Genomic DNA, 23694 nt, shown 5'->3' on the forward strand with positions numbered 1-23694 from the left:
AGTCAACACCCGAATTCGAATATCCGGGAATAAGCCACTCGTTAGAGTGACTCAATGTCGCCAAATCACTACGGGTCGCTACGATCCCGACTGTGAACCAGGCAGCCCGCCGCATCGGCAGAACTCTCGCGTTTGTGCTCCCCGTCGTCCTCGTCCTGTCGGGGACGCTCGCCGTCGCGACCGTCCCGTGGACAGACGGACCGACGGAGTCCCGGCTTCTGAACGCGTCCTCCTCGGACGCCTCGTCGAAGGCCGGCTCCCCCGCCCCGCAGGACGTCCTGCGCTCCCGGCTGCTCGCCGAGCTGCAGGAGAAGGACCCGGGCGCCGCCCTCACCGCGCTGCAGCAGGAGATGGCCGCCACCCCGTCGCTGGCGAAGCACTGCGGGTCCATCGCCCGCGCGCTGGGTCAGGCGGCCGTGGCGAAGTACGGCGCGGCGCGGGCCCAGCGCTTCTCCCGCCCGGTGTGCGACACGTCGTTCGCCTCCGGGGTGTCCGGGGCCCGCTGACGGCCCCGTCCGTACGGCGGGCGCGTACCGCCGCATAGGGTGCTCGCATGACCGATCACTCGAGCCCATCCGCTCGTCCGACGCAAGCCGTGGTCCTGGCCGGTGGCCAGGGGTCACGGCTTCGTCCGTACACCGACGACCGGCCGAAGCCCATGGTGGAGATCCCCGGGACGGGGACGCCGATCATCGGGCACCAGCTGGCCTGGCTGGCGGCGGAGGGCGTGACGGACGCCGTCGTGTCGTGCGGGCATCTGGCGGAGGTGCTCGAGGAGTGGCTGGACTCGGCGTCGCTGCCGCTGAAGGTGACGACCGTGGTGGAGAGCGAGCCGCTCGGCCGCGGCGGCGGGCTGAAGTACGCGGCGGCCTCCCTGCCCCGCCCCGGCGAGCCGTGGTTCGCCACGAACGGTGACATCTGGACGCGCTTCTCGCTGCGCGAGATGGCCGACTTCCACCACGAGCGCGACGCCGCCGCCACCCTGGCCCTGGCCCGCCCGCGGATCCCGTGGGGGGTCGTCGAGACGGACGAGTTCGGGCACGTCCTGGACTTCATCGAGGCGCCCCTGTCCCCGTATCCGGTGAACGCGGGGGTGTACGTCTTCTCCGCGGACTTCACGGCCATGCTCCCGGACCGCGGCGACCACGAGCGCACGACGTTCCCCCGGCTGGCCCGCCAGCGCCGGCTGGCCGGCTACCCGCTGCCGCAGGGGGCGTACTGGCGGGCCATCGACACGGCGAAGGACCTGACGGAGGCCGCGAAGGAGCTCGCGGGGCACTGATACGTACGGAAGGAGGGGCGGCCGTCACATGGACGGCCGCCCCTCCTTCGTACCTGACGGGCTACCCCAGCAGCCCGCCCAGCAGCTTGTCAGGCTCCTCCGCCGTCCCCCCGCTCGTCCCGCCGCCCTCGCCCGAGCCCCCGCCCGGCGTCGCGCCGCCCGTCGTCCCGCCCGCCGAGGTCGACGGCTGCGGCACCGACGGCGGCGCGTCCTGCGTGGGCGCCGTCGTCCGGGCCGGCGCCTCCCCGTCGCTCCCCGGGGCCGTGGTGGACGCGCCGGCCGTGGGCCCGGCCGACGGCGCGGCGTCCTCCGCCGCCGACGCCCCCGCCGTCGCGGACTCCGCCGGCGACGGACTGCCCGGGCCCGCCGGCCCGCCCCGTCCCTCGGCGCCCGGCGTGGCCGGGAGCGTCTCGCCGGGAAGGTGGTTCACCGGCGGCTCGCCCGGCCCCGGCACGTTGATCGTGGTGGCCGAGCGGACCGCGCTGCCCAGGATCGACCCGATGAGCAGCGTCACCCCGACGATCACCGTCGCGTACACCACCCCGCGCCGCAGCACGAACCGCCGCAGCTCCCACAGCGCCGAGCGCGGCCCGAGCCGGCGCCAGGCCTGCCCCGCCAGCCGGGCGTCCAGGGAGTAGACGGGGGCGCCCGCGATGAGCAGCGGGGACCAGGCGGCGAGGTAGATGAACTCCGTGGCGTCGTACGACGGGTCCGTCCGCCAGCTGATCGTCGCGATCAGCCCGCCCGCGAGCAGCACGCCGGCGCCCGCCGCGATCCGCTGCCAGAGGCCGCAGATCGTCAGCACGCCGACGACGATCTGGAGGAACGCCACCGTCAGCCCCGCGCCCACCGGATGCGCCTGCGCGTAGGCGTGCAGCGGCTGGGCGACCGTCCACGGGTCGAGGGCGTCCAGCCAGCCCGTGAGCCGGCCGCGCTCGCCCTCGTCGAAGTACAGCGGGTCGGAGAGCTTGCCCATGCCGGCGCAGATGGCGACGAAGCCGAGGAAGATCCGCAGCGGCAGCAGCACCACGCCCAGGTTCATCCGCCGCCCGGGGTAGTAGGCGTGGCGGACGGGGTCGGCGCCGTGCCGGCGGGCGCGGGTGTCGTCGCCGGGGCCGTAGTCGTCGTACTCCTCGTCGTACGACGAACCGTCGAACTCCCGTGGCGGCGGCAGCAGTCGGGTGTCGTCCCCGCCGCGCTGGGGGCCGATCAGCGGGAGCTGGGTCGTCGGGTGCGGCTCGATACGCGGCAGCAGCTGCGTCGCCGTGGCGTCGACGGCGAGCGCGGGGCGCGCCCCCGACCGGCGTACGGCCTGGCGCAGTTGCCCCGTCATGGGGTCGTCCGGGGCGCTCCGGCCGCTCCACACCACGGGCTTGCGCACCCGGGGCGCGGCGGCCGGGCGCGCGCCGGGGCGCGCGACCGACAAGCCAGGCGCGCCCGGCGCCCCCCGCGCGCCGGAGCTCGGCCCGAGACGCACCCGGAAGCTCACATTGCTGACGCTGATCCGCGCCGGGTCACTGGGGACCCGCACCATCGTCAGCGCGCCGGTCTCCTGCACAGCCTGCGAGCGTCCACCCTTGGGTGGGCGCGGCGTTCTGGTGTCCACACTCATCTAACCGAGTGACACCGTAATAGGACACGGACAAAAGTGTCGGGGGCGCGTCAACGCCCCGACGGACCTCAGGCGCGCCGGCGCGACACCTCGTAGAGCACGATCCCCGCCGCCACACCGGCGTTCAGCGACTCGGCGCCGCCGGGCATCGGGATCCGCACCTTGAAGTCGCACGTCTCGCCGACCAGCCGCCCGAGCCCCTTGCCCTCGGAGCCGACGACGATGCACACGGGCCCCTCCAGCGCGGCCAGCTCGTGCAGCTCGGCGTCCCCGTCGGCGGCCAGGCCCACGACGGTGATGCCCTCCTTCTTGTACCCCTCGAGCGCCCGCGTCAGGTTCGTGGCGCGGGCGACGGGCGTACGGGCGGCGGTGCCGGCGGAGGACTTCCAGGCGCCGGCCGTCATGCCGGCGGCGCGGCGCTCGGGGACGACCACGCCGTGGCCGCCGAAGGCGGAGACGGAGCGGACGACGGCGCCGAGGTTGCGCGGGTCGGTGACGCCGTCCAGGGCGACGATCAGCGGGTCCTCGCCGAGGTCGTGGGCGGCGGCGCTGAGCTCGTCCGGGAGGGCGTACTCGTACGGCGGGACCTGGAGGACCAGGCCCTGGTGGTTGAGCCCGTTGGTCATCCGGTCGAGCTCGGGGCGCGGGGCCTCCATCAGATTGACGTCGCCGCGCTGGGTGGCCAGCTGGAGGGCGGCGCGCACGCGCTCGTCGTTGTCGATGAACTGCTGGACGTACAGCGTCTTCGCCGGCACGCCGTCGCGCAGCGCCTCGAAGACGGGGTTGCGGCCGACGACGAGCTCGCTGCTGCCCTTCGGCCCGCCGCGCCGGGGCGCGGGGCGGCCGGTGGCCTTGCGGGCGCGGGCCTGCGCGGCGCGCTGCTTGGCGTGCCCCTTGCGCATCTCGGCGGGCGGGGTCGGGCCCTTGCCCTCCAGCGAACGCCGCCCCTTGCCACCGGTGCCGACGGTCGCGCCCTTCTTGTTGGCGGTGCGCCGGCCTCGGCGCTGGCTGTTCCCGGCCACGGTGGTCACCTGTTTCTGCTGTTACGTACGTACTTACGTCATGAGTGTGCCGCCCGCGGGGGCGGGCGGCACGTTCGAGGCGGGCTGCCTCAGCCCAGCGTCCAGCGGGGTCCGTCGGGGGTGTCCTCGATGAGGAGCCCCGACTGCTGGAGCTGGTCGCGGATGGCGTCCGCGCTCGCGTAGTCCTTGCGGGCCCGGGCCGCCTCGCGCTGTTCGAGCACGACGCGGACCAGGGTGTCGACCACCCCGTGCAGCTTCTCGCCGCTCTCCGCCTCGCCGGCCGCCCACTGCGCGGAGAGCGGGTCCAGGCCCAGGATGCCCAGCATCGCACGGACCTCGGCCAGCCGGGCGACGGCCGCCTCCTTGTCGTCGGCGGACAGCGCGGCGTTGCCCTGGCGGACCGTCGTGTGCACGACGGCGAGCGCCTGCGGGACGCCGAGGTCGTCGTCCAGCGCCTCGGCGAACGCGGGCGGCACCTCGGCGGCGGGCTCGACCGGTCCGGCCTTCTCCACCACCCGCTGCACGAAGCCCTCGATCCGGGCGAAGGCGGCCTCCGCCTCGCACAGGGCCTCCTCGCTGTACTCGATCATCGAGCGGTAGTGCGGGCTGCCCAGGTAGTAGCGCAGCACGATGGGGCGCCAGCGCTCGAGCATGTCGGCGATCAGCACGGAGTTGCCCAGCGACTTCGACATCTTCTCGCCGCTGAGCGTCACCCAGGCGTTGTGCATCCAGTACCGCGCGAAGTCGTCGCCGTAGGCCTTGGCCTGCGCGATCTCGTTCTCGTGGTGCGGGAAGATCAGGTCGATGCCGCCGCCGTGGATGTCGAAGGAGCGGCCCAGATACTTGTGCGCCATCGCCGAGCACTCCAGGTGCCAGCCGGGCCGGCCGCGGCCCCACGGCGTCTCCCAGGACGGCTCGCCGGGCTTGGCGGCCTTCCACATCGCGAAGTCGCGGGGGTCGCGCTTGCCGGTCTCGCCCTCGCCCCCGGGCTGCAGGAGGTTGTCGAGCTCCTGGTTGGACAGCGCCAGGTACTCCGGGAAGGAGCGTACGTCGAAGTAGACGTTGCCCTCGGAGGCGTAGGCGTGGCCGCGCTCGATGAGGCCGCGCATCATCTCGATCATCTCGGGGATGTGGCCGGTGGCGCGGGGCTCGTAGGTCGGGGGCAGCACGCCGAGCGCGTCGTAACTGTGGTTGACGCTGCGCTCGTTCGCGTACCCGATCGCCCACCAGGGGCGGCCCTGCTCGGCCTGCTTGGTGATGATCTTGTCGTCGATGTCGGTCACGTTGCGCACGAGGGTGACCTCGTGGCCGCGGTACGTGAGCCAGCGGCGCAGGATGTCGAAGTTGACCGCGCCCCGGACATGCCCGATGTGGGGGGCGGACTGCACGGTCAGCCCGCACAGGTAGATCGAGACGCAGCCCGGGGTGATCGGGGTGAAGTCACGGATCCGCCGGGCGCCGGTGTCGTACAGCCGAATAGTCACCCTCCCAGGGTAGTGGGCCGCCGGGGCTGTTCAGACCCCTGTCAGGCGGTTGTGGGCGGCGGACACGCAATCGTCACCGGGTCAGAGCCGGCCGACGACCCTGCGGGGTGTCACCCGGACGACGACGCGGGCCGCCTCGTCCTTGGCGCGGGGGTTGTGGTCGGCGTACCGCTTGCCGGTGTACTTCAGCGACAGCTCGTCGATCAGGTCCTGGCCGCCCGCCTCGGTCAGGGTGGCGGTGCCGCGGATCTCGGCGTAGGTGTACGGCTCGTCGAACGGCATGAGCAGCAGGCTGACGCGGGGGTCGCGGCCGATGTTGAGGGTCTTGCGGCGGTCGGTGGTGGTGGAGAACAGCACCGCGTCCCCGTCGCGCTTGACCCAGACCGGGGAGAGCTGGGGACTGCCGTCGGGCTGGATGGTGGCGACGGTGATGAAGACGGGGGTGTCGAGCAGGCGGCGGATGGTGTCGTTGAGCGCGACGGTCACGGGGGGTCCTTCCGGGAGGTACGGGTCTCACGCGTAGTACCCGTCGTGCGCGGCGCGACACGGCGTACGCGCCGCGCACTCACCCTCCCGGGCGCCGCTTATCCCGCCGTACGGGCCACCAGGGCCGTCGCGACGGCCATCAGTCCCTCCTCGCGGCCGGGGAAGCCCAGGCCGTCGGTGGTGGCGCCGGAGACCGAGACGGGGGCGCCGGCGGCCTCCGTGAGCAGCCTCTGGGCCTCGTCGCGGCGCTTGCCGATCTTGGGGCGGGGGCCGATGACCTGCACGGCGACGTTCCCGATGACGAAGCCGGCGTCCGTCACGATGCGTGCCGCCTCCCGCAGCAGGGTCAGGCCGGAGGCGCCGGCCCACTCGGGGCGGCCGGTGCCGAAGTGGGCGCCGAGGTCGCCGAGGCCGGCGGCGGAAAACAGGGCGTTGCAGGCGGCGTGGCAGACCACGTCGGCGTCGGAGTGCCCGGCCAGCCCGGGGCCCGCGTCCGTCCAGCGGAGGCCGGCGACCCAGAGCTCGCGGCCCTCCTCGTAGGCGTGGATGTCGGTGCCGATGCCCACCCGGGGCATCGGGGGCAGGTCAGAAGCCACCGCTCTCCCTCCTGCGGGCCAGGACCGCCTCGGCCAGGACCAGGTCCAGGGGCCGGGTGACCTTGAACGCCTCCTCGTGGCCGGGGATCAGCACCACCGGCTCCCCCAGCCGCTCGACCATCCCGGCGTCGTCCGTCGCCCCGTCGCCGGCCACGGTGATCTTCTCGTGGGCGGCGGCGAGCACCGCGCGGTCGAAGCCCTGGGGGGTCTGGACGGCGCGCAGCAGCGAGCGGTCCGGGGTGGCCACGACGGGCTCGGGGTCGCCGGGGGGCGCGGCGGCGATCTGCTTGACGGTGTCGGCGAGCGGGAGCGCGGGGACGACGGCGGGGGCTCCGGCCCGTACGGCGGCGGCCACGGCCTCCACCGTGTCGACGGGGACCAGGGGGCGGGCGGCGTCGTGCACCAGGACGACGTCCACGTCCGCGGGCAGCGCGGCCAGGCCCCGGGCCACGGACTCCTGACGGGTGTCACCGCCGGCCACCACGACGACGTCCGCGCCGCTCGTGACGTCCGCGCACAGCGCCCGGACCTCGGCCACGGCGGCGTCCTCGGGCGGGGCCACCACGACGACCAGGGACACGGCGCGGGCGCGGGCCATCGCCCGGACGGCGTGCACCAGCATCGGGGTGCCGTTCAGGGCGCGCAGGGCCTTGGGGGCGCCCGGGCCGAGGCGGACGCCGCGGCCGGCGGCAGGGATGACGGCGGCGGTGCGGCCGGGGGGATCGGGGGGTGTGGTCTGTGTCATAGCCACGGTGATCAGGTTTCGACCTCGAAGTGTGATGGGTATGGCCTTGGAGTGCCGGGGGATCTGCTGCCGCCCCTTCCGTGACGCATGCAGCGGCAGCGACCCGGCGTGGTCGGCGTGGGGCCAGTCAATCAGGACGTGGCGCGCACCACGCGGGGATGCACACATGCCGCAGCGCCCGATGAATCATCGGGCACCGCGGCATCGTGGTTGTTCACTTGTCGGCGATCATTCAAGTTCGCCCAGCGATTTCGGTGTCCGCCACCGGGATTTTCGAAAGAGCACCGTTTCGGCGCCGATTCGAGGCGGAGCGCCGTTCAGGAGGCGAGAACCTCGTCGAGGAGAGCCTCGGCCTTGTCCTCGTTGGTGTTCTCGCAGAGCGCCAGCTCGCTCACCAGGATCTGCCGGGCCTTGGCGAGCATGCGCTTCTCGCCCGCGGAAAGGCCACGCTCCCGCTCCCGGCGCCACAGGTCCCGGACAACCTCCGCGACCTTGATGACATCGCCGGACGCGAGCTTCTCCAGGTTCGCCTTGTAACGACGCGACCAGTTCGTGGGTTCTTCGGCATAAGGTGCGCGGAGCACCTCGAAGACCCGCTCGAGTCCTTCCTGGCCCACTACATCGCGTACGCCCACGAACTCCGCATTGTCCGCCGGTACGCGCACCGTCAAGTCACCCTGGGCGACTTTCAGCACCAAGTAGGTCTTGTCCACACCCTTGATCTGGCGAGTTTCGATTGCCTCGATCAGCGCGGCCCCGTGATGGGGATAGACCACGGTGTCGCCAACCTTGAACGTCATGTGACAGGTACCCCTTCCGTGGCTATCCAGGGTAACACGGAAACGGCTGCTTCTGAATGGCGTTTTCGCAGGTCAGGGCCTATCTCGGGGCTTGACAACCACGGCCGTATCGTGCTTCCCGCAGCCACGTCAAGGGGGTTTCCGCAGGTCGGAACGTGTCTGCGGCGGGGGTGAAACGCACGCGTTACAACCGTCGCACAGCTCGCGCTGCGAGGCAAACGTCCCTTTTGCCGGGGTCCGTATGGTGCAGTTCACGTGCTCCGTTCGGCTCTACGGAGCAACGCGAGGCAAAATCTTGAATTGATCATTCCCTGCGATCATCCCGGCAATAGGGATAGCGCTCTCAGCAGGACCGGAGCGGCTTGCGGGTGATCGTGGATTGGGGATTCGGACGGCATTAGCGCGCGTGCCGTTCGCCCGCCGGGGTGGGTCGCATGCGAGCGGCGGGCGACTGATCGGTAGTGTGATCACCGAAGTCCCACCAGCACTAGCACGTCCTAGGAGTTGCGCCGCCGTGAGCCGCAGCCTTCGACGCGGCATCCTTGCCGCGGCCTCCCTCTTCCTCCCGCTGGCCCTCTCCGCGTGTGCGGCGGGCAACCACGCGGCGACCGGTCAGATCAAGCCGGACAACGCCGCCGTGACGCAGGGCGACATCCAGATCCAGAACGGTCTGGTCATCACCTCCGGCGAGGGCGCCGGCCAGCAGGCCTCCGTGTCCGCCCGGATCTTCAACAACAGCACCCGGCCGGAGACCCTGAGCGAGGTCACCCTCGAGAAGGGCACCAAGGTCCTGCTGCGCGCCCCCGACGGCGCCACGACCGTCACCGTGCCCGCGCAGGGCTCGGTGATGCTGGGCGGCGAGGGCAACGCGTCGGCGGCCCTCGAGTCCATCCCGGAGGGGCTGATGGACGGGAACGCCAAGAAGGTCGTGTTCCGGTTCTCGGACACGGGCGCGGTCACGATGCGGGCGGCCGTGCGGTCGGCCAGCGGCACGTACAAGGACTTCGGCCCCTCGGCCCCGGCCCCGGGCGCCACCGGGGCGGCGCCGACGCCGACCTCGACGGAGTACGCGGCGGACACCGAGCCGGCAGCCGGCTCCGCGACGCCCGGCGGCTCCGAGAGCCCCGCGACGCCCGGGACGGAGGACGCCGCGCAGCCGGGCGTCTCGCCGTCGGCAAGCACGGACTGAGCACATACCCGCAACGGGATCCGGCGGGACCGTGACTCACGGTCCCGCCGGATTTCGTGCGTGACGCCCGGGCTCCTTACGGCTCGAACTTGTAGCCGAGCCCCCGCACCGTGACCAGGAACCGGGGGGCGCCCGGGTCCGGCTCGATCTTGGCGCGCAGCCGCTTGACGTGCACGTCCAGCGTCTTGGTGTCGCCGACGTAGTCCGCGCCCCAGACCCGGTCGATCAGCTGCATCCGGGTGAGCACGCGCCCGGCGTTGCGCAGCAGCATCTCCAGCAGGTCGAACTCCTTCAGCGGCAGGTCGACCTTGGCCCCGCCGACGGTGACCACGTGCCGGTCCACGTCCATCCGCACCGGGCCGACCTCGAGCGCGGCCGGGGCGGCCTCCTCGGGCTCGCCGCGGCGGCGCAGCACGGCGCGGATCCGGGCGACGAGCTCGCGGGAAGAGAAGGGCTTGGTCACGTAGTCGTCGGCTCCTATTTCCAGCCCGACGACCTTGTCGATCTCGCTGTCCTTGGCGGTCACCATGATCACCGGGACATTGGAACGGCTGCGCAGCTGACGGCAGACCTCGGTGCCCGGCAGCCCCGGGAGCATCAGGTCGAGCAGCACCAGGTCGGCGCCGTTGCGTTCGAAGTCGTCGAGAGCCTCGGGCCCGGTGGGCGCGATCGCGACCTCGAAGCCCTCCTTGCGCAGCATGTACGACAGTGCGTCGCTGAACGATTCCTCGTCCTCGACGACGAGCACTCTGGTCACCGGTGGACCTCCGGCCTGGTGTTTCCAACATGGTCAACAGCCTGCGAACCGGCTGCCACGGCACCGGCTGGGCACGTGGGGGTTCGGGGGGTCGCCCCCCGGGAGACCGCAGTCTCGACAACGAGCACTCGGGTCACTGAATTGCCTCCGGAGCGGGGTGGGATGCGTGGGAGTCGTCGGCGTCATCCTCGACGCCGGAGGGTTCGATGAGGGCGCCGCTCACCTCGCCGTCGCGGCCGCGGCCGTCACGACGGGATGTGGCCGCCTCGGGGAGCCGCAGGGTGAACGTGGAGCCCTGTCCTTCCGAGCTCCATACGGCGACCTCGCCGCCGTGGGAGGCGGCGACGTGTTTGACGATCGCCAGCCCCAGTCCCGTACCGCCGGTGGCGCGGGAGCGGGCGGGATCGACGCGGTAGAAGCGTTCGAAGACGCGGTCGCGGTCCTTCTCGGAGATGCCGATGCCCTGGTCGGTGACCGCGATCTCGACGAGGTCGCCGCCGGGGGCGGTGATCCGGCGGGCGGCGATGCCGACCCGGGTGCGCGACGGGCTGTAGTTCACCGCGTTCTCGACCAGATTGCCGAGCGCGGCGGCGAGCTGGCCGCGGTTGCCCCACAGGGTGAGGCCGTCGATACCGCCGGCGGCGATGGTGATCTGTTTGGTGGAGGCGGCGTGCCGGCACCGGTCGATGGCCTCGGCGACCAGCTCGTCGACCCGTACCCGCTCGGCGTCCTCCAGCGGGTCGTCGTTCTGCACCCGGGACAGGTCGATGAGCTCCTGCACCAGGTTGGTCAGCCGGGTGGCCTCGATCTGCATCCGGCCGGCGAAGCGGATGACCGCCTCGGGGTCCTCGGCGGCGTCCATGACCGCCTCGGAAAGCAGCGACAGGGCGCCGACCGGGGTCTTCAGCTCGTGGCTGACGTTCGCCACGAAGTCCCGGCGGACGGCCTCGATCCGGCGCGCCTCCGTCAGGTCCTCGACCAGCAGCAGCACCAGCCGCGAGCCCAGCGGCGCCACCCGCGCGGACACGGCCAGGGCCTCCCCGCGGCCGGAGCGGCGGGGCAGGTCCAGCTCGACCTGCCGTATCTCGCCGTCCCGCCGGGTCTGGCGGGCCATGGCGAGCATCGGCTCGACGGCGAGCCGGCCGCCGCGGACCAGCCCGAGGGCGTACGCGGCGGAGCTGGCCTTGACGACGGCGTCCTCCTCGTCCAGCACCACGGCGGACGAGCGGAGCACCGACAGGACCGTGTCCACGCCCGGGGGCAGGACCGCCTCCGTATGCAGGGAGCTACGGGTGGGGCGGGCCTGCTCGCGTTCGCTCCAGCGGAACGCCAGCATGGCGATCACGCCGGTGCACAGGCCGCCGATCGCGGCCACGGCGGCGACCGCCGCGTTCAGGTCCATGACTCCAGGTTAGGCACGCGGTGGGCGCCTTCCACACCCATCCGGGTGTGAGCTCGAACTACAGTCGCCAAGAGTTCACCCTGGCGTCGGCCCCGATTCACAAAGCTGGCACGGGTCACCTGCATGGTGGATGCTGCGGAAATATGGCGATGACGGCCCCCCGGCCGGTCGTGCCGTGGGACAGCCGGTGGAAGGACTGGAATGCGGGACACTTATCACGAGGAGCTCGACTCGATCGGCGAGGGGCTGGTCGAGATGGCCCGCCTCGTCGGATCCGCCATGGGGCGCGCCACGACCGCGCTGCTCGACGCCGATCTGCAGCTGGCGGAGAGCGTGATCGAGGGCGACGAGAAGGTCAACGCCCTGCAGCAGGATCTGGAGGCGCGGGCGATCCAGCTGCTCGCCCGGCAGCAGCCGGTGGCCACGGATCTGCGGATCGTCGTGACGAGCCTGCGGATGAGCGCCGATCTGGAGCGGTCCGGCGATCTGGCCAAGCACGTGGCGAAGCTGGCGCGGCTGCGCTATCCCGTCTCCGCGGTGCCGGGTCACCTGCACTCGACGATCATGGAGATGGGCCAGCTGGCGCAGCGGCTGATGGCCAAGTGCGCCGACGTCATCACCACGAAGGACGTCGACATGGCGCTGGAGATGGAGACCGACGACGACGCCATGGACGCGCTGCACCGCAAGCTCTTCCAGCATCTGATGGACGACCGCTGGAAGGAGGGCATCGAGACGGCGGTCGACACCACGCTGTGCGGCCGCTACTACGAGCGATTCGCCGACCACGCGGTGTCGTGCGCGGGACGTGTGGTGTACCTGGTGACGGGCGAGCACGCGGAGGAGGTCGCGTCGGCGGAGGGGTAGGCGCGGGCGGCGTTCGGACCGCGCTGTATGCCTCCGCGCGCCGTTGACGCGCCTGTACGGGCGGGCATGAATGGAGGTGGAAGCACCTCCGACCGCCCACCTCCGAGGAGGCCATCCATGGCGGACTCTCCCACTCCCCCCTCCCGCGACTCCCGCGACGCCCACCCCGCCGCCGAGCCCCGGCAGCTGCCGCTCCTGGGAGCCTGCGGCTGCGGATCCGGCTGCGGCTGCGGCTGTCAGTCGGGCGGCTCCTGCCAGTGCGGCGGGAACTGCTGCCACTGACCTCTCCCCCGCGCGGACAGCGACGCCCCGGCCGATATCACCGGCCGGGGCGTTCGTACGACGTGTTACGGCTACTTCTTCTTGCCCTGGTTCGCGACCGCCTCGATCGCCGCGGCCGCCGCCGTCGGGTCGAGGTACGTGCCGCCCTTGGTGACCGGGCGCAGGTCGGCGTCCAGCTCGTAGTAGAGCGGGATGCCGGTCGGGATGTTCAGGCCCACGATGTCCGCGTCCGAGATCCCGTCCAGGTGCTTGACCAGCGCGCGCAGGCTGTTGCCGTGCGCGGCGACCAGGACCGTACGGCCGGCGAGGAGGTCGGGGACGATGCCGTCGTACCAGTACGGGAGCATCCGCCCGACGACGTCCTTCAGGCACTCCGTGCGCGGCCGGAGCTCGGCCGGGATGCCGGCGTAGCGCGGGTCGTCGCTCTGCGAGAACTCCGTGCCGTCCTCGAGGGCCGGCGGCGGGGTGTCGTAGGAGCGGCGCCACTGCATGAACTGCTCCTCGCCGAACTCCGCGAGGGTCTGCGCCTTGTCCTTGCCCTGCAGCGCGCCGTAGTGCCGCTCGTTCAGCCGCCAGGACCGGTGCACCGGGATCCAGTGCCGCTCGGCCGCGGTCAGGGACAGATTGGCGGTACGGATGGCCCGCTTCTGCAGCGAGGTGTGCACGACGTCGGGCAGCAGCCCGGCGTCCTTCATCAGCTCACCGCCGCGGACCGCCTCCTTCTCGCCCTTGTCGGTGAGATTGACGTCCACCCACCCGGTGAACAGGTTCTTCGCGTTCCACTCGCTCTCGCCGTGGCGGAGGAGAATCAGCTTGTACGGTGCGTCGGCCATGGGCGTGAGCCTACCTATCGCCGCTTGTGGCCGCGCAGCGTCTCGCCCCCCGAGACCGGGTCAGCCCTCCTGCCCCGTGAGGTGGCGGAACGCGTCCAGGTTGCGGGTGGATTCGCCGCGTGAGGTGCGCCACGCGTACTCCTTGCGGATCGCCGAGGCGAAGCCCAGCTCCAGGAGGGTGTTGAAGCTGCCGTCCGCGTTCTCCAGGACCGTGCCCAGGAGGCGGTCGATCTCGTCGGGGGTGACCGAGGAGAGCGGGAGCTTGCCCGTGAGGTAGATGTCGCCCGTTTTGTCCACCGCGTAGCTCACGCCGTACAGGCGCAGGTTGCGTTCCAGGAGCCAGCGGTGGACGGCCGCCTCGTTCTCGTCGGGGTGGCGGATGACGAAGGCGTTCACGGACAGGGAGTGCTTGCCGACGATCAGGGAGCACGTCGTCGACAGCTTGCGGGTGCCCGGCAGGGTGACGACGTAGGCGCCGTCCCGCGGGCTCTCCCACTCCAGGCCGGCCTCGGTGAAGGTTCGCTCGATGACCGTGCGCGCGTCAGACATGAGCCGATCGTAGGCGACCGCGCGCGGCCCGGTGCTCCGCCATCGCAGCCGCGTACACCTCCGCCGTGGCGGCGGCGGTGACGTCCCAGCCGAAGCCCTGCGCGTGGCCGGCGGCGGACCGCGACATCCGGGCGGCGAGGGAGGTGTCGGCGGCGAGGCGGTGCAGCGCGTCGGCGTAGTCGGCCGGGTCGTGGCCGCTCACGAGGATCCCGCTGACCTGGTCCCGTACCGCCACCGGCAGCCCGCCCACCGCCGCCGCGACGACCGGCGTCCCGCAGGCCTGGGCCTCGACGGCGACCAGACCGAAGGACTCCGAGTACGAGGGCACCACCAGCACCGACGCCGCCCGGAACCACTCCGCGAGCCGGTCCTGCCCCACCGGCGGCACGAACCGCACGACGTCCGAGATGCCCAGGCGCGCCGCCAGCTTGTGCAGCGCCTCCGGCTTGGCCAGCCCGCTGCCGCTCGGGCCGCCCACGACGGGGACCACCAGCCGCTCGCGCAGCGCCGGCTCGCGCTCCAGGAGGATCGCGGTGGCCTTCAGCAGCACGTCGGGGGCCTTCAGCGGCTGGATCCGGCCGGCGAACAGCGGGACGAACGCGTCGGGGGGCAGGCCGAGGGCCGCGCGGGCCAGGGCGCGGCCGGAGTCGATGCCGCCGGGGCCGGGGCAGAAGCGGTCGAGGTTCACGCCGGGGTGGACGACGGCGACCTTCGCCGGGTCGGCGTCGTAATGGCTGATCAGCTCGTACGCCTCGCCGTCGGTGTTGGCGATGAGCCGGTCCGCGGCCTCGACGATCTGCGTCTCGCCGATGACGCGGGCGGACGGCTCGGGGGTGTCGCCCTCGGCGAGGGCGGCGTTCTTGACCTTGGCCATGGTGTGCATGGTGTGGACGAGGGGGACGCCCCAGCGTTCGGCGGCCAGCCAGCCGACGTGGCCGGAGAGCCAGTAGTGGGAGTGCACGAGGTCGTAGTGCCCGGGCCGGTTCCCCGCCCAGGCGCGCATCACGCCGTGGGTGAAGGCGCAGAGCTGCGCGGGCAGCTCCTCCTTCTTCAGCCCCTCGTACGGGCCGGCGTCCACGTGCCGCACCAGCACGCCGGGGGTCAGCTCGACCGCCGGCGGGAGGGACGCCGTGGTGGCGCGGGTGAATATCTCGACCTCGATGCCCTGGGCGGCGAGCCGCCGGGCCAGCTCCACGATGTACACGTTCATCCCGCCGGCGTCGCCGGTGCCCGGCTGATGCAGGGGGGAGGTGTGCACGGAGAGCATCGCGATCCGCCGCGGGCGCCGGTGCGCGGCACCCAGCACAGAGGCGGCCAGCCCTCGCCGGTGGGGGCGTACGGGGGTGGTGCGCGTGCGCAGGCTCACGGTGACCTGGGCCCTTCCTCGTCGCGGATACGTTCGACCTAATCCCCCTCCAGCATGGAACCGTTCCGATCGCCCGCGCATTCCCGGGGGCCGTACCAACGGGTACCCCCCGCCTACCCTGGGGCACGTGACCTCACCCGCACGTCCCGTCGGCTCCATCACCCGGGGCACGACCAACCCGAACAGGCTGCGCCGGATGGACCGCTGGATCGCCGCCGTCCACGGGCGGGCGCTGCGGGCCGCCGCGGCTCCCGTGGCCGTCGACCTCGGGTACGGGGCGGCGCCGTGGACGGCGGTGGAGCTGCTGGCGCGGCTGCGGGCGGTGGCTCCCGGGGTGCGGGTGGTGGGGGTGGAGATCGATCCGGCGCGGGTCGCGGCGGCGGCGCCCTACGCGCGCGAGGGGCTGACGTTCGTGCGCGGGGGGTTCGAGGTGCCCGTGGCGGGGAAGCCGGTGCTGATCCGGGCGGCGAACGTGCTGCGGCAGTACGACGAGGGGGACGTCGCCGGGGTGTGGGCGCGGCTGTGCGGGCGGCTGGCGCCGGGCGGGCTGCTGGTGGAGGGGACGTGCGACGAGATCGGCCGGCGCCACGTCTGGGTCGCGCTCACCCCCGGCGGTCCGGAATCGCTGACGCTCGCGGCCCGGCTGGGGTCCCTGGGAGCGCCGTCCGACCTGGCGGAACGCCTGCCGAAGGCGCTCATCCACCGCAACGTGCCGGGCGAGCCCGTGCACGCCTTCCTGCGGGACTTCGACCGGGCGTGGGCCGCGGCGGCCCCCTACGCGCCGCTGAGCGCCCGGCAGCGGTGGGTGCGGGCGGTGACCTCGCTGGCCGGGGAGTGGCCGGTGCTGGACGACGCCCGGCGGTGGCGGCAGGGGGAGGTCACGGTGGACTGGGCCGCGGTGGCGCCGTGATCCACGGGTGGGGGTCCGCCGGGGGCCGGACCCGGCTACCCTGACCGGCATCATGCGTCCACTCCGCCTCGCCCGCGTCAGCCTGATCGTCGTCGTCACGCTCGCCGCCCTCGCCCTCGCCGCCGACCGGGTCGCGGTACGGCTCGTACAGGCGGAGGCGGAGGACCGGATCCGGCAGGAGTACGACCTCTCGAAGTCGCCGGAGATCACCATCCGCGGCTTCCCCTTCCTCACCCAGGTCCTCCACCGCCGCTTCGGCCGCGTCGACGTGAACCTCAGCGGCGTCCGCGCCGCCGGTGAGGGCGACTCGTCGCTCACCCTGGTCGAGGCGAAGGCGCGGCTGTACGACCTGAAGGTGAGCGGCGGCAGCTGGGACCACGCGACGGCGGCCCGCGCCACGGGCGACGTCCGCTTCAGCTACGCGGACGTCGGCCGGGCCATCCCGGGCAACGTGGTGCGCGTCTCGTACGGCGGCAAGGACCTGGCCGGTCAGGACCAGGTGAAGGCCACGGTGGGCGTGACGTTCCTGGGGCAGCGGATCGAGAACAGCGCGACGGGCACGATCACCGTGGAGAACGGCGACACGATCCATCTGCGCGCGACGAACATCGAGGGCGCGGACGCGGTGCCGGGCCTTTCGGACTACCTCCGCGAACGCATCGACTACGAGTGGAAGATCGACGACCTCCCGTCGGGCATCGAGCTGAAGGACGTCCAGGTCAATCGGGATGGCATCGCCATCTCCGGCAAGGGCACGAACGTCGAACTGTCCCGCTGACAGCGGATGTTCCGGCCCCGGCAGGGGATCCACCGACCGCACGCAGTAGATTGCTGACACCGCTCATCACAACGGGGGACCCACCGGCATGCGCGCACTCCGCATCCTGCTCATCATCGGCTCGATCCTCGCGATCGTCCTGGTCGTCGCCGACCGGGTCCTGGTCAACTTCGCCGAGGACGAGGCCGCCTCGCGCGTCAACACCCGGCTGGGCCTCGGCGGCCACACCTCCGTCACCATCCGCGGCTTCCCCTTCCTCACCCAGGCGATGAGCAAGAACCTGGACGCCGTGGACCTGAAGCTCACCGGCGTCACGGCCGAGGAGGCGGAGCTCGGCCAGATCATGATCTCGGAGTTCTCCGCGACCCTCGAGGACGTCCGCATCGGCAGCGGCTACGACTCCGCCGTCGCCGGGACCGCCGAGGGCACGGCGCTGATCGGGTACGACCAGTTCGACCAGAAGACCGGCGACACGCTCACCTTCACCTACGCGGACAACGGCCGGGTCAGGGCCAAGGGCGCGGTCGAGGTGGCCGGGGAGAAGATCGACGTGGACACCTTCGCCGAGATCAAGGCGGAGGGCAACGCGATCACGCTGCAGGCCGTCGCCACCGAGGAGCAGCCGACATCCGCGCTGGACGCCATCAACACCACGTACGTCGTCAAGGGCCTGCCCGCCGGACTGCGCCTGACCGAGGCCCGGGCCGGCGCCAACGGGGTCACCGTGGGCGTGACCGGCGAGAACGTGGCGCTCGTCGGCTGACCGCCCGTATCACTGGCTGAGACCGTAACGCCCACAGCCCGGGAGAACCGGCCCGGCGCCCCGCCCCCGCCGGGGGAGCGGGGCGTTTGAAGCCTCATACGTTCCCATATTCCGGACGATCTCGTCTCACCATACGACACGCTGGTGACAGCGCCGCAGCCCGTCCCTACGATCGGACACATGAGGCGACAGGCGGATCTCACCAAACGGCGGGCAGTGGACCTGTGCCGTGTTGCCGCCATGCTCTGTCGCCGTTGACACGGGTCCCCGAGCTCTGACCCCGGGCCGCCGTCCCTGACCGGCCCCGGCCCGATCCCCGACCGAGGACCTTCCCGCCGCCCCGCGCGCCCATGCCTCCCCGTATGCCCGCGCGCGTCACAGCGGCCCACCGCGCCCCCGGACCGCGTGTCCGCCCCGGCGCGAACCACGCTCAGACACCGCAAGCCGCCGCAACTGCCCCGGAGGAGAACAGAATGAGCCGCAGTGACGTCCTCGTGGACGCCGACTGGGTCGAGGCCAACCTCGACAACCCCCAGGTCGTCATCGTCGAGGTCGACGAGGACACGGCCGCGTACGAGAAGAACCACATCAGGAACGCGATCCGCATCGACTGGCAGAAGGACCTCCAGGACCCGGTCCGCCGCGACTTCGTGAACCAGGAGCAGTTCGAGCAGCTGCTCTCCGAGCGCGGCATCGCCAACGACTCCACCGTGGTGCTGTACGGCGGCAACAACAACTGGTTCGCCTCGTACGCCTACTGGTACTTCAAGCTGTACGGCCACCAGGACGTCAAGCTCCTCGACGGCGGCCGCAAGAAGTGGGAGCTCGACTCCCGCGACCTGGTCGCCGAGGTCCCGCAGCGCGCGGCCACCTCGTACACCGCGCAGCCGCAGGACGCTTCGATCCGCGCGTTCCGCGACGAGGTCGTCGACGCCATCGGCACGCTGAACCTGGTCGACGTGCGCTCCCCCGACGAGTTCTCCGGCAAGCTGCTGGCGCCCGCGCACCTGCCGCAGGAGCAGTCGCAGCGCCCGGGCCACGTGCCGTCCGCCCGTAACATCCCGTGGTCCAAGTCGGCCAACGACGACGGCACGTTCAAGTCCGACGAGGAGCTCAAGGCCCTCTACGAGGGCGAGGGCGTGGACCTGGCGAAGGACACCATCGCGTACTGCCGCATCGGTGAGCGCTCGGCCCACTCGTGGTTCGTGCTGCACGAGCTGCTCGGCCAGGCCAACGTGAAGAACTACGACGGCTCGTGGACCGAGTACGGCTCGCTGGTCGGCGTGCCGATCGAGCTCGGCCCCGCCAAGTAACCCCGAACCCACCGACGTAAAGGACAGTTTCATGTGCGGAGCAAAGGCCGGCGGCCCCGACGCCTCCACGGCGAAGGCCGGTGAGACCACCATCCAGGGTCAGGTCACCCGCGACGGCGAGCCCGTGACGGGCTACGTGCGGCTGCTGGACTCGACCGGCGAGTTCACCGCCGAGGTCCCGACCTCGGCCACCGGGCAGTTCCGGTTCTACGCGGCCGAGGGCACGTGGACGCTGCGCGCCCTGGTCCCGGGCGGCACGGCGGACCGTACGGTCGTCGCCCAGCAGGGCGGTCTGGCCGAGGTCGCGATCGCGGTCTGAGGACAGTCTGTACGGGCCCGGGGGCCGCACCCGCGACGGGGGCGGCCCCCGGTCGTACGCTGGAGGTATGCGAGGCCACCCGCGCTTCGACCTGGATCCCCGGGTCCCGCGCAGCCAGTACCATCGCCGGCGCCGCTACTTCGCCGTGATGCTGGGGGCGGTCGCGCTCTTCGCGGGGGCGGGGATCGTCTATCAGTGGGCCCCGGGCGTGGCGATCGCGATGGCGGTCGTGGCCGCGTTCATGCCGCCCGTCGCGGCGATCGTCGCGAACCGGTGGGAGCGGGGCGACAAGTGGTGGGACGAGCTCTGAGCCGTCAGCCCGCCTCGTGCACCGCCCACCGTGCCACCCGCTCCAGCAGCTCGTCGGGCGCCGCGTTCTCCGCGTGCCCGAAGCCCTCCTCCAGCCACAGCTCCGCGTGCGGCGCGGCGGCGGCCAGCGAGCGCGGGTGGTCCAGGGGGAAGTAGGCGTCGCGGTCGCCGTGGACGATCAGCAGCGGCGTCGGGGCGATCAGCGGCGCCGCCGCCACGGGGGACAGCGGTACGGGGTCCCAGCGCTCGTGGTGGATACGGGTCCGCAGCGCCGCCCGCGACACGGCGCGCCCCAGGGGCCGCTCCACGGCCCAGTGCAGCCGGCGCATCGGGGCGGTGCCCCGGTAGTACCAGCGCGCCGGGGCGCTGACGGAGACGACGGCATCGGCGTGTGCGCCCGTGCGCCCCGCACGCTCCCTCTCGCTCCCGCCCCCGCCCTCGCTCGAGCCGCCCTCCGGCGCCCGGTGCAGCGCCGCGTGCCGCAGCACGACCGACCCGCCCATCGAGAACCCCACCGTGGCCACCCGCTCGTGGCCCAGCGCACGCGCCCAGCGCACCGCCGCCGCCAGGTCCTGCACCTCCCGGTCCCCCACGGTGGACCGCCCCCCGGACCGCCCGTGCCCGCGGAACGAGAACGTCACCACCCCCGCGTACCGCCCGAACACCTCCGCCGCGTGCACCAGCGCGGGCCGCCGCAGCGAACCGGAGAATCCGTGCGCGACGACCAGCACCGGCCCCCCGGCGTCCGGGCCCGCCCGATAAGCGGCCTCGATCGGGGTCCGGTCCTCCGTCATGAGCACGGTCGCCAGGTCACCGGGCCGCGGAACTATGTCATTCGCCACGTCATCCACCCTACGACCCGCCCCGGACACCCCCGCGGGCCCCGCTCCGGGACCCCGCCAACCACCCGTCAACACCGGGACGTACGCCACCCGGGGCAGGGACCGCGCACGGCCCGAGAGCGCCACGGACCGTCATCGGACGGCCGTGCATCGCTGCCCACCCGGCTCGAGGTGGGCTATATTCCTGGGGAGAAGGACCCGGGCGACGTTGCCCCCGGGTCCTTTTGTGCTTGAAAGGCGGGACACGATCATGCCCCGCCCCATACCGACCCCGAGGCCGAGCCGCACGATCCGCAAGACCGGAGGAGCCCCATGAGCTCGCTGCTGCTGCTGACGAACGCCCTTCAGCCCTCGACGGAGGTGCTGCCGGCACTCGGTCTGCTCCTGCACAACGTGCGGGTCGCACCGGCCGAGGGCCCCGCCCTCATCGACACCCCCGGCGCGGACGTCATCCTCATCGACGGCCGCCGTGACCTCCCCCAGGTCCGCAGCCTCTGCCAGCTGCTGCGCTCCACCGGCCCCGGCTGCCCGCTGCTGCTGGTCGTCACCGAGGGCGGCCTGGCCGCCGTGACCGCCGACTGGGGCATCGACGACGTCCTCCTGGACACCGCAGGCCCCGCGGAGGTCGAGGCGCGGCTGCGGCTCGCGCTCGGCCGGGCGCAGATCCCCGCGGACGACAGCCCGATGGAGATCCGCAACGGTGATCTGTCGGTGGACGAGGCCACGTACTCGGCGAAGCTCAAGGGCCGGGTGCTGGATCTGACGTTCAAGGAGTTCGAGCTGCTGAAGTACCTCGCGCAGCACCCGGGCCGCGTCTTCACCCGCGCCCAGCTGCTGCAGGAGGTCTGGGGCTACGACTACTTCGGCGGCACCCGCACGGTCGACGTGCACGTACGGCGGCTGCGCGCCAAGCTCGGCCCCGAGCACGAGTCCCTCATCGGGACGGTCCGCAACGTCGGCTACCGCTTCGTCACCCCCGAGAAGGTCGAGACGGCCGCCGCCGAGTCCGCGGCGGCGGAGGCGGAGTCCGTGGCCAGGCGGGCCGCGGAAGGGTCGGGGCGACGGGCATGATTCCGGTCTCACGGAGTGTGATCGTCCCCTGGGTGCGGCCTGGTGGTCACGCGTAGACTGACTGCCGTGGCCAAGGTGACGCGTGACGATGTTGCACGGCTCGCGGGTACCTCGACCGCGGTCGTCAGCTATGTGATCAACAACGGACCCCGACCGGTGGCGCCCGCCACCCGGGAGCGGGTGCTCGCGGCGATCACGGAGCTGGGATACCGGCCCGACCGGGTCGCCCAGGCGATGGCGTCGCGCCGGACGGATCTCATAGGCATGATCGTGCCGGACGCGCGGCAGCCGTTCTTCGCCGAGATGGCGCACGCCGTCGAACAGGCCGCCGCCGACCGGGGCAAGATGGTCCTCGTCGGCAACTCCGACTATCTCGACGAACGCGAGATCCACTATCTGCGCGCCTTCCTCGGCATGCGCGTCTCCGGGCTGATCCTCGTCAGCCAGGGCCCCAGCGAGGCCGCCGCCGCCGAACTCGACGCCGCCGACGCCCGGGTGGTGCTGCTGCACGAGCGGCGTGACTCGGCGGACGACTTCGTCGTCATCACCGACGACCTCGGCGGCGCCCATCTCGCCACCAGGCATCTGCTGGAGCACGGCCACCCGTACGTCGCCTGTCTGGGCGGGATCGAGGAGACCCCCGTCGTCGGCGACCCGGTCACCGACCATGTGGAGGGCTGGCGGCGGGCCATGGCGGAGGCGGGGATCTCCACCGAGGGGCGGCTCTTCCAGGCCCCGTACAACCGGTACGACGCGTACGAGATCGCGCTGGGTCTGCTGTCCGGCCCGGACCGGCCTCCGGCGATCTTCTGCACCACGGACGACCAGGCGATCGGCGTGCTGCGCGCGGCGCGCGAGCTGCGGATCGACGTCCCCGGCGGGCTGGCGGTCGCCGGCTTCGACGACGTGAAGGAGGCGGCGCTCACGGACCCGCCGCTGACCACGGTGGCGTCCGACCGGCCGGCGATGGCGCGGGCGGCGGTCGATCTGCTGCTCGACGACCCGCGGCCGATGTCGCGGCGGGAGCGGATCCGGCAGTTCCCGAGCGCGCTGGTGGTGCGGAAGTCCTGCGGCTGCTCCTGAGCGGTCCTTATTTGGGGCATACAGGCTTCTGTCGGGCTTCTCAGTCCGGTCTCAGACGATTCTCATCTTCGCCGCCGAGAGTCGTTGGCATGAGCAGCGATGAGACGTTCCCCCACTGGCCCGCGCCCGACCCTCGCCACCGCGCCCCCGAGCCCGTACCCGTCACCGCTCCCTCCCCCACCCCCCGGCACCGGGGCCGCCGCCCCCTGCCGCTGCTCGCCGCCGTGGCGCTGGTCGCCGCGCTCGCCGGTGGCGGGTCGGCCGCCCTGGTCGGCCAGTGGCGCGACGACCACGCCGCGGGCGTCGCCGGCTCCGGCGTCACCACCGGCTCCCCCGTCTCCCGTACGAAGGGCGACTCCGCCGTCGCCGCCGTGGCGAGGGCCGTCAGCCCCAGCGTCGTGGAGATCAAGGCCGTCAGCGGGGCCGGCCAGGCCACCGGCTCCGGCGTGATCGTCACCGGCGACGGCGAGATCATCACCAACAACCACGTCGTCTCGGGCGCCCAGCAGCTCACCGTCCGCTTCGACGACGGCTCCACCGCCCCCGCCGAGGTCGTCGGCACCAACGCCGACAACGACATCGCCCTCATCAAGGCCACCGGCAAGACCGGCCTCAAGGCCGCCACCCTCGGCGACTCCGACCGGGCCGACGTCGGCGACGAGGTCGTCGCCATCGGCTCCCCCGAGGGCCTCACCGGCACCGTGACCAGCGGCATCATCTCCGCCAAGAACCGCGACGTCACCGTCCAGAAGGAGCAGGAGCAGCAGCAGCCCCGGGGCCAGTGGCCGTTCGGCTTCGGCGGCGAGGAGTACAACGGGCAGCTCGGCGGCGAGACCACCACGTACAAGGCGCTCCAGACCGACGCCTCCATCAACCCCGGCAACTCCGGGGGCCCGCTCGTGGACCTGAGCGGCCGGGTCGTCGGCATCAACTCCGCGATGTACAGCGGCAACGCCGGCAGCGTGGGCCTCGGCTTCGCGATCCCCGTCAACGACGTCAGGACCATAGTGGCCGACCTGCGGAACAATTAGTCC

Annotated in this window: 28 protein-coding genes; 15 read left to right on the forward strand and 13 right to left on the reverse strand. The window is 72.4% G+C overall.

What is annotated here, in order from left to right; all coding sequences use genetic code 11:
* Positions 1-92: 92 nt before the first annotated feature.
* Together SRB5_RS16170 and SRB5_RS16175 are read left to right on the forward strand one after the other, a co-directional pair.
* Complete coding sequence (locus tag SRB5_RS16170; protein ID WP_323377986.1) at positions 93-506, forward strand: hypothetical protein; 414 nt, start codon at positions 93-95, stop codon at positions 504-506.
* Between the two features lie 47 nt (positions 507-553).
* The gene (locus SRB5_RS16175; RefSeq protein ID WP_153452676.1) at positions 554-1282 is read left to right on the forward strand and encodes a nucleotidyltransferase family protein; all 729 of its coding nucleotides are present in this window, start codon (positions 554-556) and stop codon (positions 1280-1282) included.
* Positions 1283-1343: 61 nt separating this feature from the next.
* Here the strand turns inward: SRB5_RS16175 and SRB5_RS16180 are convergent, their stop codons facing one another.
* From SRB5_RS16180 to SRB5_RS16210, 7 genes are all read right to left on the reverse strand, one after another.
* Entirely contained in the window at positions 1344-2816 is a 1473-nt protein-coding gene (locus SRB5_RS16180) for a DoxX family protein (protein ID WP_153452721.1), read from the reverse strand.
* A gap of 146 nt (positions 2817-2962) precedes the next feature.
* A complete protein-coding gene (rlmB, locus tag SRB5_RS16185) occupies positions 2963-3916 on the reverse strand; it encodes a 23S rRNA (guanosine(2251)-2'-O)-methyltransferase RlmB (protein WP_323377987.1) in 954 nt (317 codons plus the stop codon).
* 89 nt (positions 3917-4005) lie between these two features.
* Positions 4006-5400 carry a cysteine--tRNA ligase gene (gene cysS / locus SRB5_RS16190; RefSeq protein WP_323377988.1) on the reverse strand — a complete coding sequence of 465 codons (1395 nt, stop codon included), beginning with the start codon at positions 5398-5400 and terminating at the stop codon, positions 4006-4008.
* Positions 5401-5481: 81 nt separating this feature from the next.
* Positions 5482-5886 carry a PPOX class F420-dependent oxidoreductase gene (locus SRB5_RS16195; protein WP_323377989.1) on the reverse strand — a complete coding sequence of 135 codons (405 nt, stop codon included), beginning with the start codon at positions 5884-5886 and terminating at the stop codon, positions 5482-5484.
* 98 nt (positions 5887-5984) lie between these two features.
* The gene (ispF, locus tag SRB5_RS16200) at positions 5985-6461 is read right to left on the reverse strand and encodes a 2-C-methyl-D-erythritol 2,4-cyclodiphosphate synthase (protein WP_153452725.1); all 477 of its coding nucleotides are present in this window, start codon (positions 6459-6461) and stop codon (positions 5985-5987) included.
* 10 nt (positions 6462-6471) lie between these two features.
* Entirely contained in the window at positions 6472-7227 is a 756-nt protein-coding gene (gene ispD, locus SRB5_RS16205) for a 2-C-methyl-D-erythritol 4-phosphate cytidylyltransferase (RefSeq protein WP_153452677.1), read from the reverse strand.
* A 317-nt stretch (positions 7228-7544) separates the two neighbouring features.
* The gene (locus tag SRB5_RS16210; RefSeq protein ID WP_153452678.1) at positions 7545-8027 is read right to left on the reverse strand and encodes a CarD family transcriptional regulator; all 483 of its coding nucleotides are present in this window, start codon (positions 8025-8027) and stop codon (positions 7545-7547) included.
* Positions 8028-8541: 514 nt separating this feature from the next.
* On the opposite strand from SRB5_RS16210, the gene SRB5_RS16220 reads away from it, so the two are divergent.
* Positions 8542-9216 carry a DUF461 domain-containing protein gene (locus SRB5_RS16220; RefSeq protein WP_323377991.1) on the forward strand — a complete coding sequence of 225 codons (675 nt, stop codon included), beginning with the start codon at positions 8542-8544 and terminating at the stop codon, positions 9214-9216.
* 76 nt (positions 9217-9292) lie between these two features.
* Here the strand turns inward: SRB5_RS16220 and SRB5_RS16225 are convergent, their stop codons facing one another.
* Positions 9293-9973: a response regulator transcription factor gene (locus tag SRB5_RS16225; RefSeq protein WP_323377992.1), complete on the reverse strand. Its 681-nt coding sequence runs from the start codon at positions 9971-9973 to the stop codon at positions 9293-9295.
* Positions 9974-10106: 133 nt separating this feature from the next.
* Positions 10107-11375, reverse strand: a complete 1269-nt coding sequence (locus tag SRB5_RS16230) for a sensor histidine kinase (RefSeq protein ID WP_153452679.1) — start codon at positions 11373-11375, stop codon at positions 10107-10109.
* Positions 11376-11576: 201 nt separating this feature from the next.
* On the opposite strand from SRB5_RS16230, the gene phoU reads away from it, so the two are divergent.
* Positions 11577-12242 (forward strand): phosphate signaling complex protein PhoU, encoded by a 666-nt coding sequence (gene phoU, locus SRB5_RS16235; RefSeq protein ID WP_153452680.1) that lies wholly within the window; start codon positions 11577-11579, stop codon positions 12240-12242.
* A gap of 117 nt (positions 12243-12359) precedes the next feature.
* Positions 12360-12524: a hypothetical protein gene (locus tag SRB5_RS35890; protein ID WP_194292943.1), complete on the forward strand. Its 165-nt coding sequence runs from the start codon at positions 12360-12362 to the stop codon at positions 12522-12524.
* Positions 12525-12595: 71 nt separating this feature from the next.
* Here SRB5_RS35890 and SRB5_RS16240 read toward each other — a convergent pair whose 3' ends face one another.
* Genes SRB5_RS16240 through mshA form a run of 3 tightly spaced genes read right to left on the reverse strand, consistent with a single transcriptional unit; the run spans position 12596 to position 15272 of the window.
* Complete coding sequence (locus SRB5_RS16240; RefSeq protein WP_153452681.1) at positions 12596-13357, reverse strand: phosphoglyceromutase; 762 nt, start codon at positions 13355-13357, stop codon at positions 12596-12598.
* A gap of 60 nt (positions 13358-13417) precedes the next feature.
* On the reverse strand, positions 13418-13906 hold the full coding sequence (locus tag SRB5_RS16245; protein WP_153452682.1) for a type III secretion system chaperone family protein: 489 nt from the start codon (positions 13904-13906) through the stop codon (positions 13418-13420).
* The gene (gene mshA / locus SRB5_RS16250) at positions 13899-15272 is read right to left on the reverse strand and encodes a D-inositol-3-phosphate glycosyltransferase (RefSeq protein ID WP_407703925.1); all 1374 of its coding nucleotides are present in this window, start codon (positions 15270-15272) and stop codon (positions 13899-13901) included. Before mshA ends, SRB5_RS16245 begins: the two co-directional genes overlap by 8 nt.
* Before the next feature lie 127 nt (positions 15273-15399).
* On the opposite strand from mshA, the gene SRB5_RS16255 reads away from it, so the two are divergent.
* From SRB5_RS16255 to SRB5_RS16280, 7 genes are all read left to right on the forward strand, one after another.
* A complete protein-coding gene (locus SRB5_RS16255) occupies positions 15400-16182 on the forward strand; it encodes a class I SAM-dependent methyltransferase (protein WP_323377993.1) in 783 nt (260 codons plus the stop codon).
* 52 nt (positions 16183-16234) lie between these two features.
* Positions 16235-16960: an LmeA family phospholipid-binding protein gene (locus tag SRB5_RS16260; RefSeq protein WP_153452684.1), complete on the forward strand. Its 726-nt coding sequence runs from the start codon at positions 16235-16237 to the stop codon at positions 16958-16960.
* Between the two features lie 88 nt (positions 16961-17048).
* A complete protein-coding gene (locus SRB5_RS16265; protein WP_153452685.1) occupies positions 17049-17723 on the forward strand; it encodes an LmeA family phospholipid-binding protein in 675 nt (224 codons plus the stop codon).
* Between the two features lie 180 nt (positions 17724-17903).
* Positions 17904-17981 (forward strand): putative leader peptide, encoded by a 78-nt coding sequence (locus SRB5_RS37740; RefSeq protein WP_407703928.1) that lies wholly within the window; start codon positions 17904-17906, stop codon positions 17979-17981.
* Positions 17982-18196: 215 nt separating this feature from the next.
* A complete protein-coding gene (locus SRB5_RS16270) occupies positions 18197-19036 on the forward strand; it encodes a sulfurtransferase (RefSeq protein ID WP_153452686.1) in 840 nt (279 codons plus the stop codon).
* Positions 19037-19067: 31 nt separating this feature from the next.
* Entirely contained in the window at positions 19068-19355 is a 288-nt protein-coding gene (locus tag SRB5_RS16275) for a DUF1416 domain-containing protein (RefSeq protein WP_153452687.1), read from the forward strand.
* 67 nt (positions 19356-19422) lie between these two features.
* The gene (locus SRB5_RS16280) at positions 19423-19665 is read left to right on the forward strand and encodes a DUF3099 domain-containing protein (protein ID WP_153452688.1); all 243 of its coding nucleotides are present in this window, start codon (positions 19423-19425) and stop codon (positions 19663-19665) included.
* Positions 19666-19669: 4 nt separating this feature from the next.
* Here SRB5_RS16280 and SRB5_RS16285 read toward each other — a convergent pair whose 3' ends face one another.
* Positions 19670-20458, reverse strand: a complete 789-nt coding sequence (locus SRB5_RS16285) for an alpha/beta hydrolase (RefSeq protein WP_153452730.1) — start codon at positions 20456-20458, stop codon at positions 19670-19672.
* Positions 20459-20818: 360 nt separating this feature from the next.
* Here SRB5_RS16285 and SRB5_RS16290 point away from each other — a divergent pair, with 360 nt between their 5' ends.
* The 3 genes from SRB5_RS16290 (at position 20819) to SRB5_RS16300 (ending at position 23691) form a co-directional block, all read left to right on the forward strand.
* Complete coding sequence (locus tag SRB5_RS16290) at positions 20819-21577, forward strand: response regulator transcription factor (protein WP_153452689.1); 759 nt, start codon at positions 20819-20821, stop codon at positions 21575-21577.
* A 66-nt stretch (positions 21578-21643) separates the two neighbouring features.
* Entirely contained in the window at positions 21644-22660 is a 1017-nt protein-coding gene (locus SRB5_RS16295; RefSeq protein WP_323377994.1) for a LacI family DNA-binding transcriptional regulator, read from the forward strand.
* Positions 22661-22749: 89 nt separating this feature from the next.
* The gene (locus tag SRB5_RS16300; protein ID WP_153452690.1) at positions 22750-23691 is read left to right on the forward strand and encodes a S1C family serine protease; all 942 of its coding nucleotides are present in this window, start codon (positions 22750-22752) and stop codon (positions 23689-23691) included.
* Positions 23692-23694: the final 3 nt, after the last annotated feature.

The organism is Streptomyces smaragdinus (assembly GCF_009604385.1).
Taxonomy (GTDB): Bacteria; Actinomycetota; Actinomycetes; order Streptomycetales; family Streptomycetaceae; genus Streptomyces; species Streptomyces smaragdinus.

Excerpts from the sequence above, each read along its gene's own strand:
- ispF (WP_153452725.1), bottom strand. The coding sequence starts at position 6,461 with ATGCCCCGGGTGGGCATCGGCACCGACATCCACGCCTACGAGGAGGGC.
- SRB5_RS16265 (WP_153452685.1), top strand. The coding sequence starts at position 17,049 with ATGCGCGCACTCCGCATCCTGCTCATCATCGGCTCGATCCTCGCGATC.
- SRB5_RS16210 (WP_153452678.1), bottom strand. The coding sequence starts at position 8,027 with ATGACGTTCAAGGTTGGCGACACCGTGGTCTATCCCCATCACGGGGCC.
- SRB5_RS16275 (WP_153452687.1), top strand. The coding sequence starts at position 19,068 with ATGTGCGGAGCAAAGGCCGGCGGCCCCGACGCCTCCACGGCGAAGGCC.
- ispD (WP_153452677.1), bottom strand. The coding sequence starts at position 7,227 with ATGACACAGACCACACCCCCCGATCCCCCCGGCCGCACCGCCGCCGTC.
- SRB5_RS16270 (WP_153452686.1), top strand. The coding sequence starts at position 18,197 with ATGAGCCGCAGTGACGTCCTCGTGGACGCCGACTGGGTCGAGGCCAAC.
- SRB5_RS16245 (WP_153452682.1), bottom strand. The coding sequence starts at position 13,906 with ATGTCTGACGCGCGCACGGTCATCGAGCGAACCTTCACCGAGGCCGGC.
- SRB5_RS16180 (WP_153452721.1), bottom strand. The coding sequence starts at position 2,816 with ATGGTGCGGGTCCCCAGTGACCCGGCGCGGATCAGCGTCAGCAATGTG.
- SRB5_RS16285 (WP_153452730.1), bottom strand. The coding sequence starts at position 20,458 with ATGACGGAGGACCGGACCCCGATCGAGGCCGCTTATCGGGCGGGCCCG.
- SRB5_RS16280 (WP_153452688.1), top strand. The coding sequence starts at position 19,423 with ATGCGAGGCCACCCGCGCTTCGACCTGGATCCCCGGGTCCCGCGCAGC.
- SRB5_RS16175 (WP_153452676.1), top strand. The coding sequence starts at position 554 with ATGACCGATCACTCGAGCCCATCCGCTCGTCCGACGCAAGCCGTGGTC.
- SRB5_RS16290 (WP_153452689.1), top strand. The coding sequence starts at position 20,819 with ATGAGCTCGCTGCTGCTGCTGACGAACGCCCTTCAGCCCTCGACGGAG.
- SRB5_RS16300 (WP_153452690.1), top strand. The coding sequence starts at position 22,750 with ATGAGCAGCGATGAGACGTTCCCCCACTGGCCCGCGCCCGACCCTCGC.
- SRB5_RS37740 (WP_407703928.1), top strand. The coding sequence starts at position 17,904 with ATGAGGCGACAGGCGGATCTCACCAAACGGCGGGCAGTGGACCTGTGC.
- SRB5_RS16260 (WP_153452684.1), top strand. The coding sequence starts at position 16,235 with ATGCGTCCACTCCGCCTCGCCCGCGTCAGCCTGATCGTCGTCGTCACG.
- SRB5_RS16240 (WP_153452681.1), bottom strand. The coding sequence starts at position 13,357 with ATGGCCGACGCACCGTACAAGCTGATTCTCCTCCGCCACGGCGAGAGC.
- SRB5_RS35890 (WP_194292943.1), top strand. The coding sequence starts at position 12,360 with ATGGCGGACTCTCCCACTCCCCCCTCCCGCGACTCCCGCGACGCCCAC.
- phoU (WP_153452680.1), top strand. The coding sequence starts at position 11,577 with ATGCGGGACACTTATCACGAGGAGCTCGACTCGATCGGCGAGGGGCTG.
- SRB5_RS16230 (WP_153452679.1), bottom strand. The coding sequence starts at position 11,375 with ATGGACCTGAACGCGGCGGTCGCCGCCGTGGCCGCGATCGGCGGCCTG.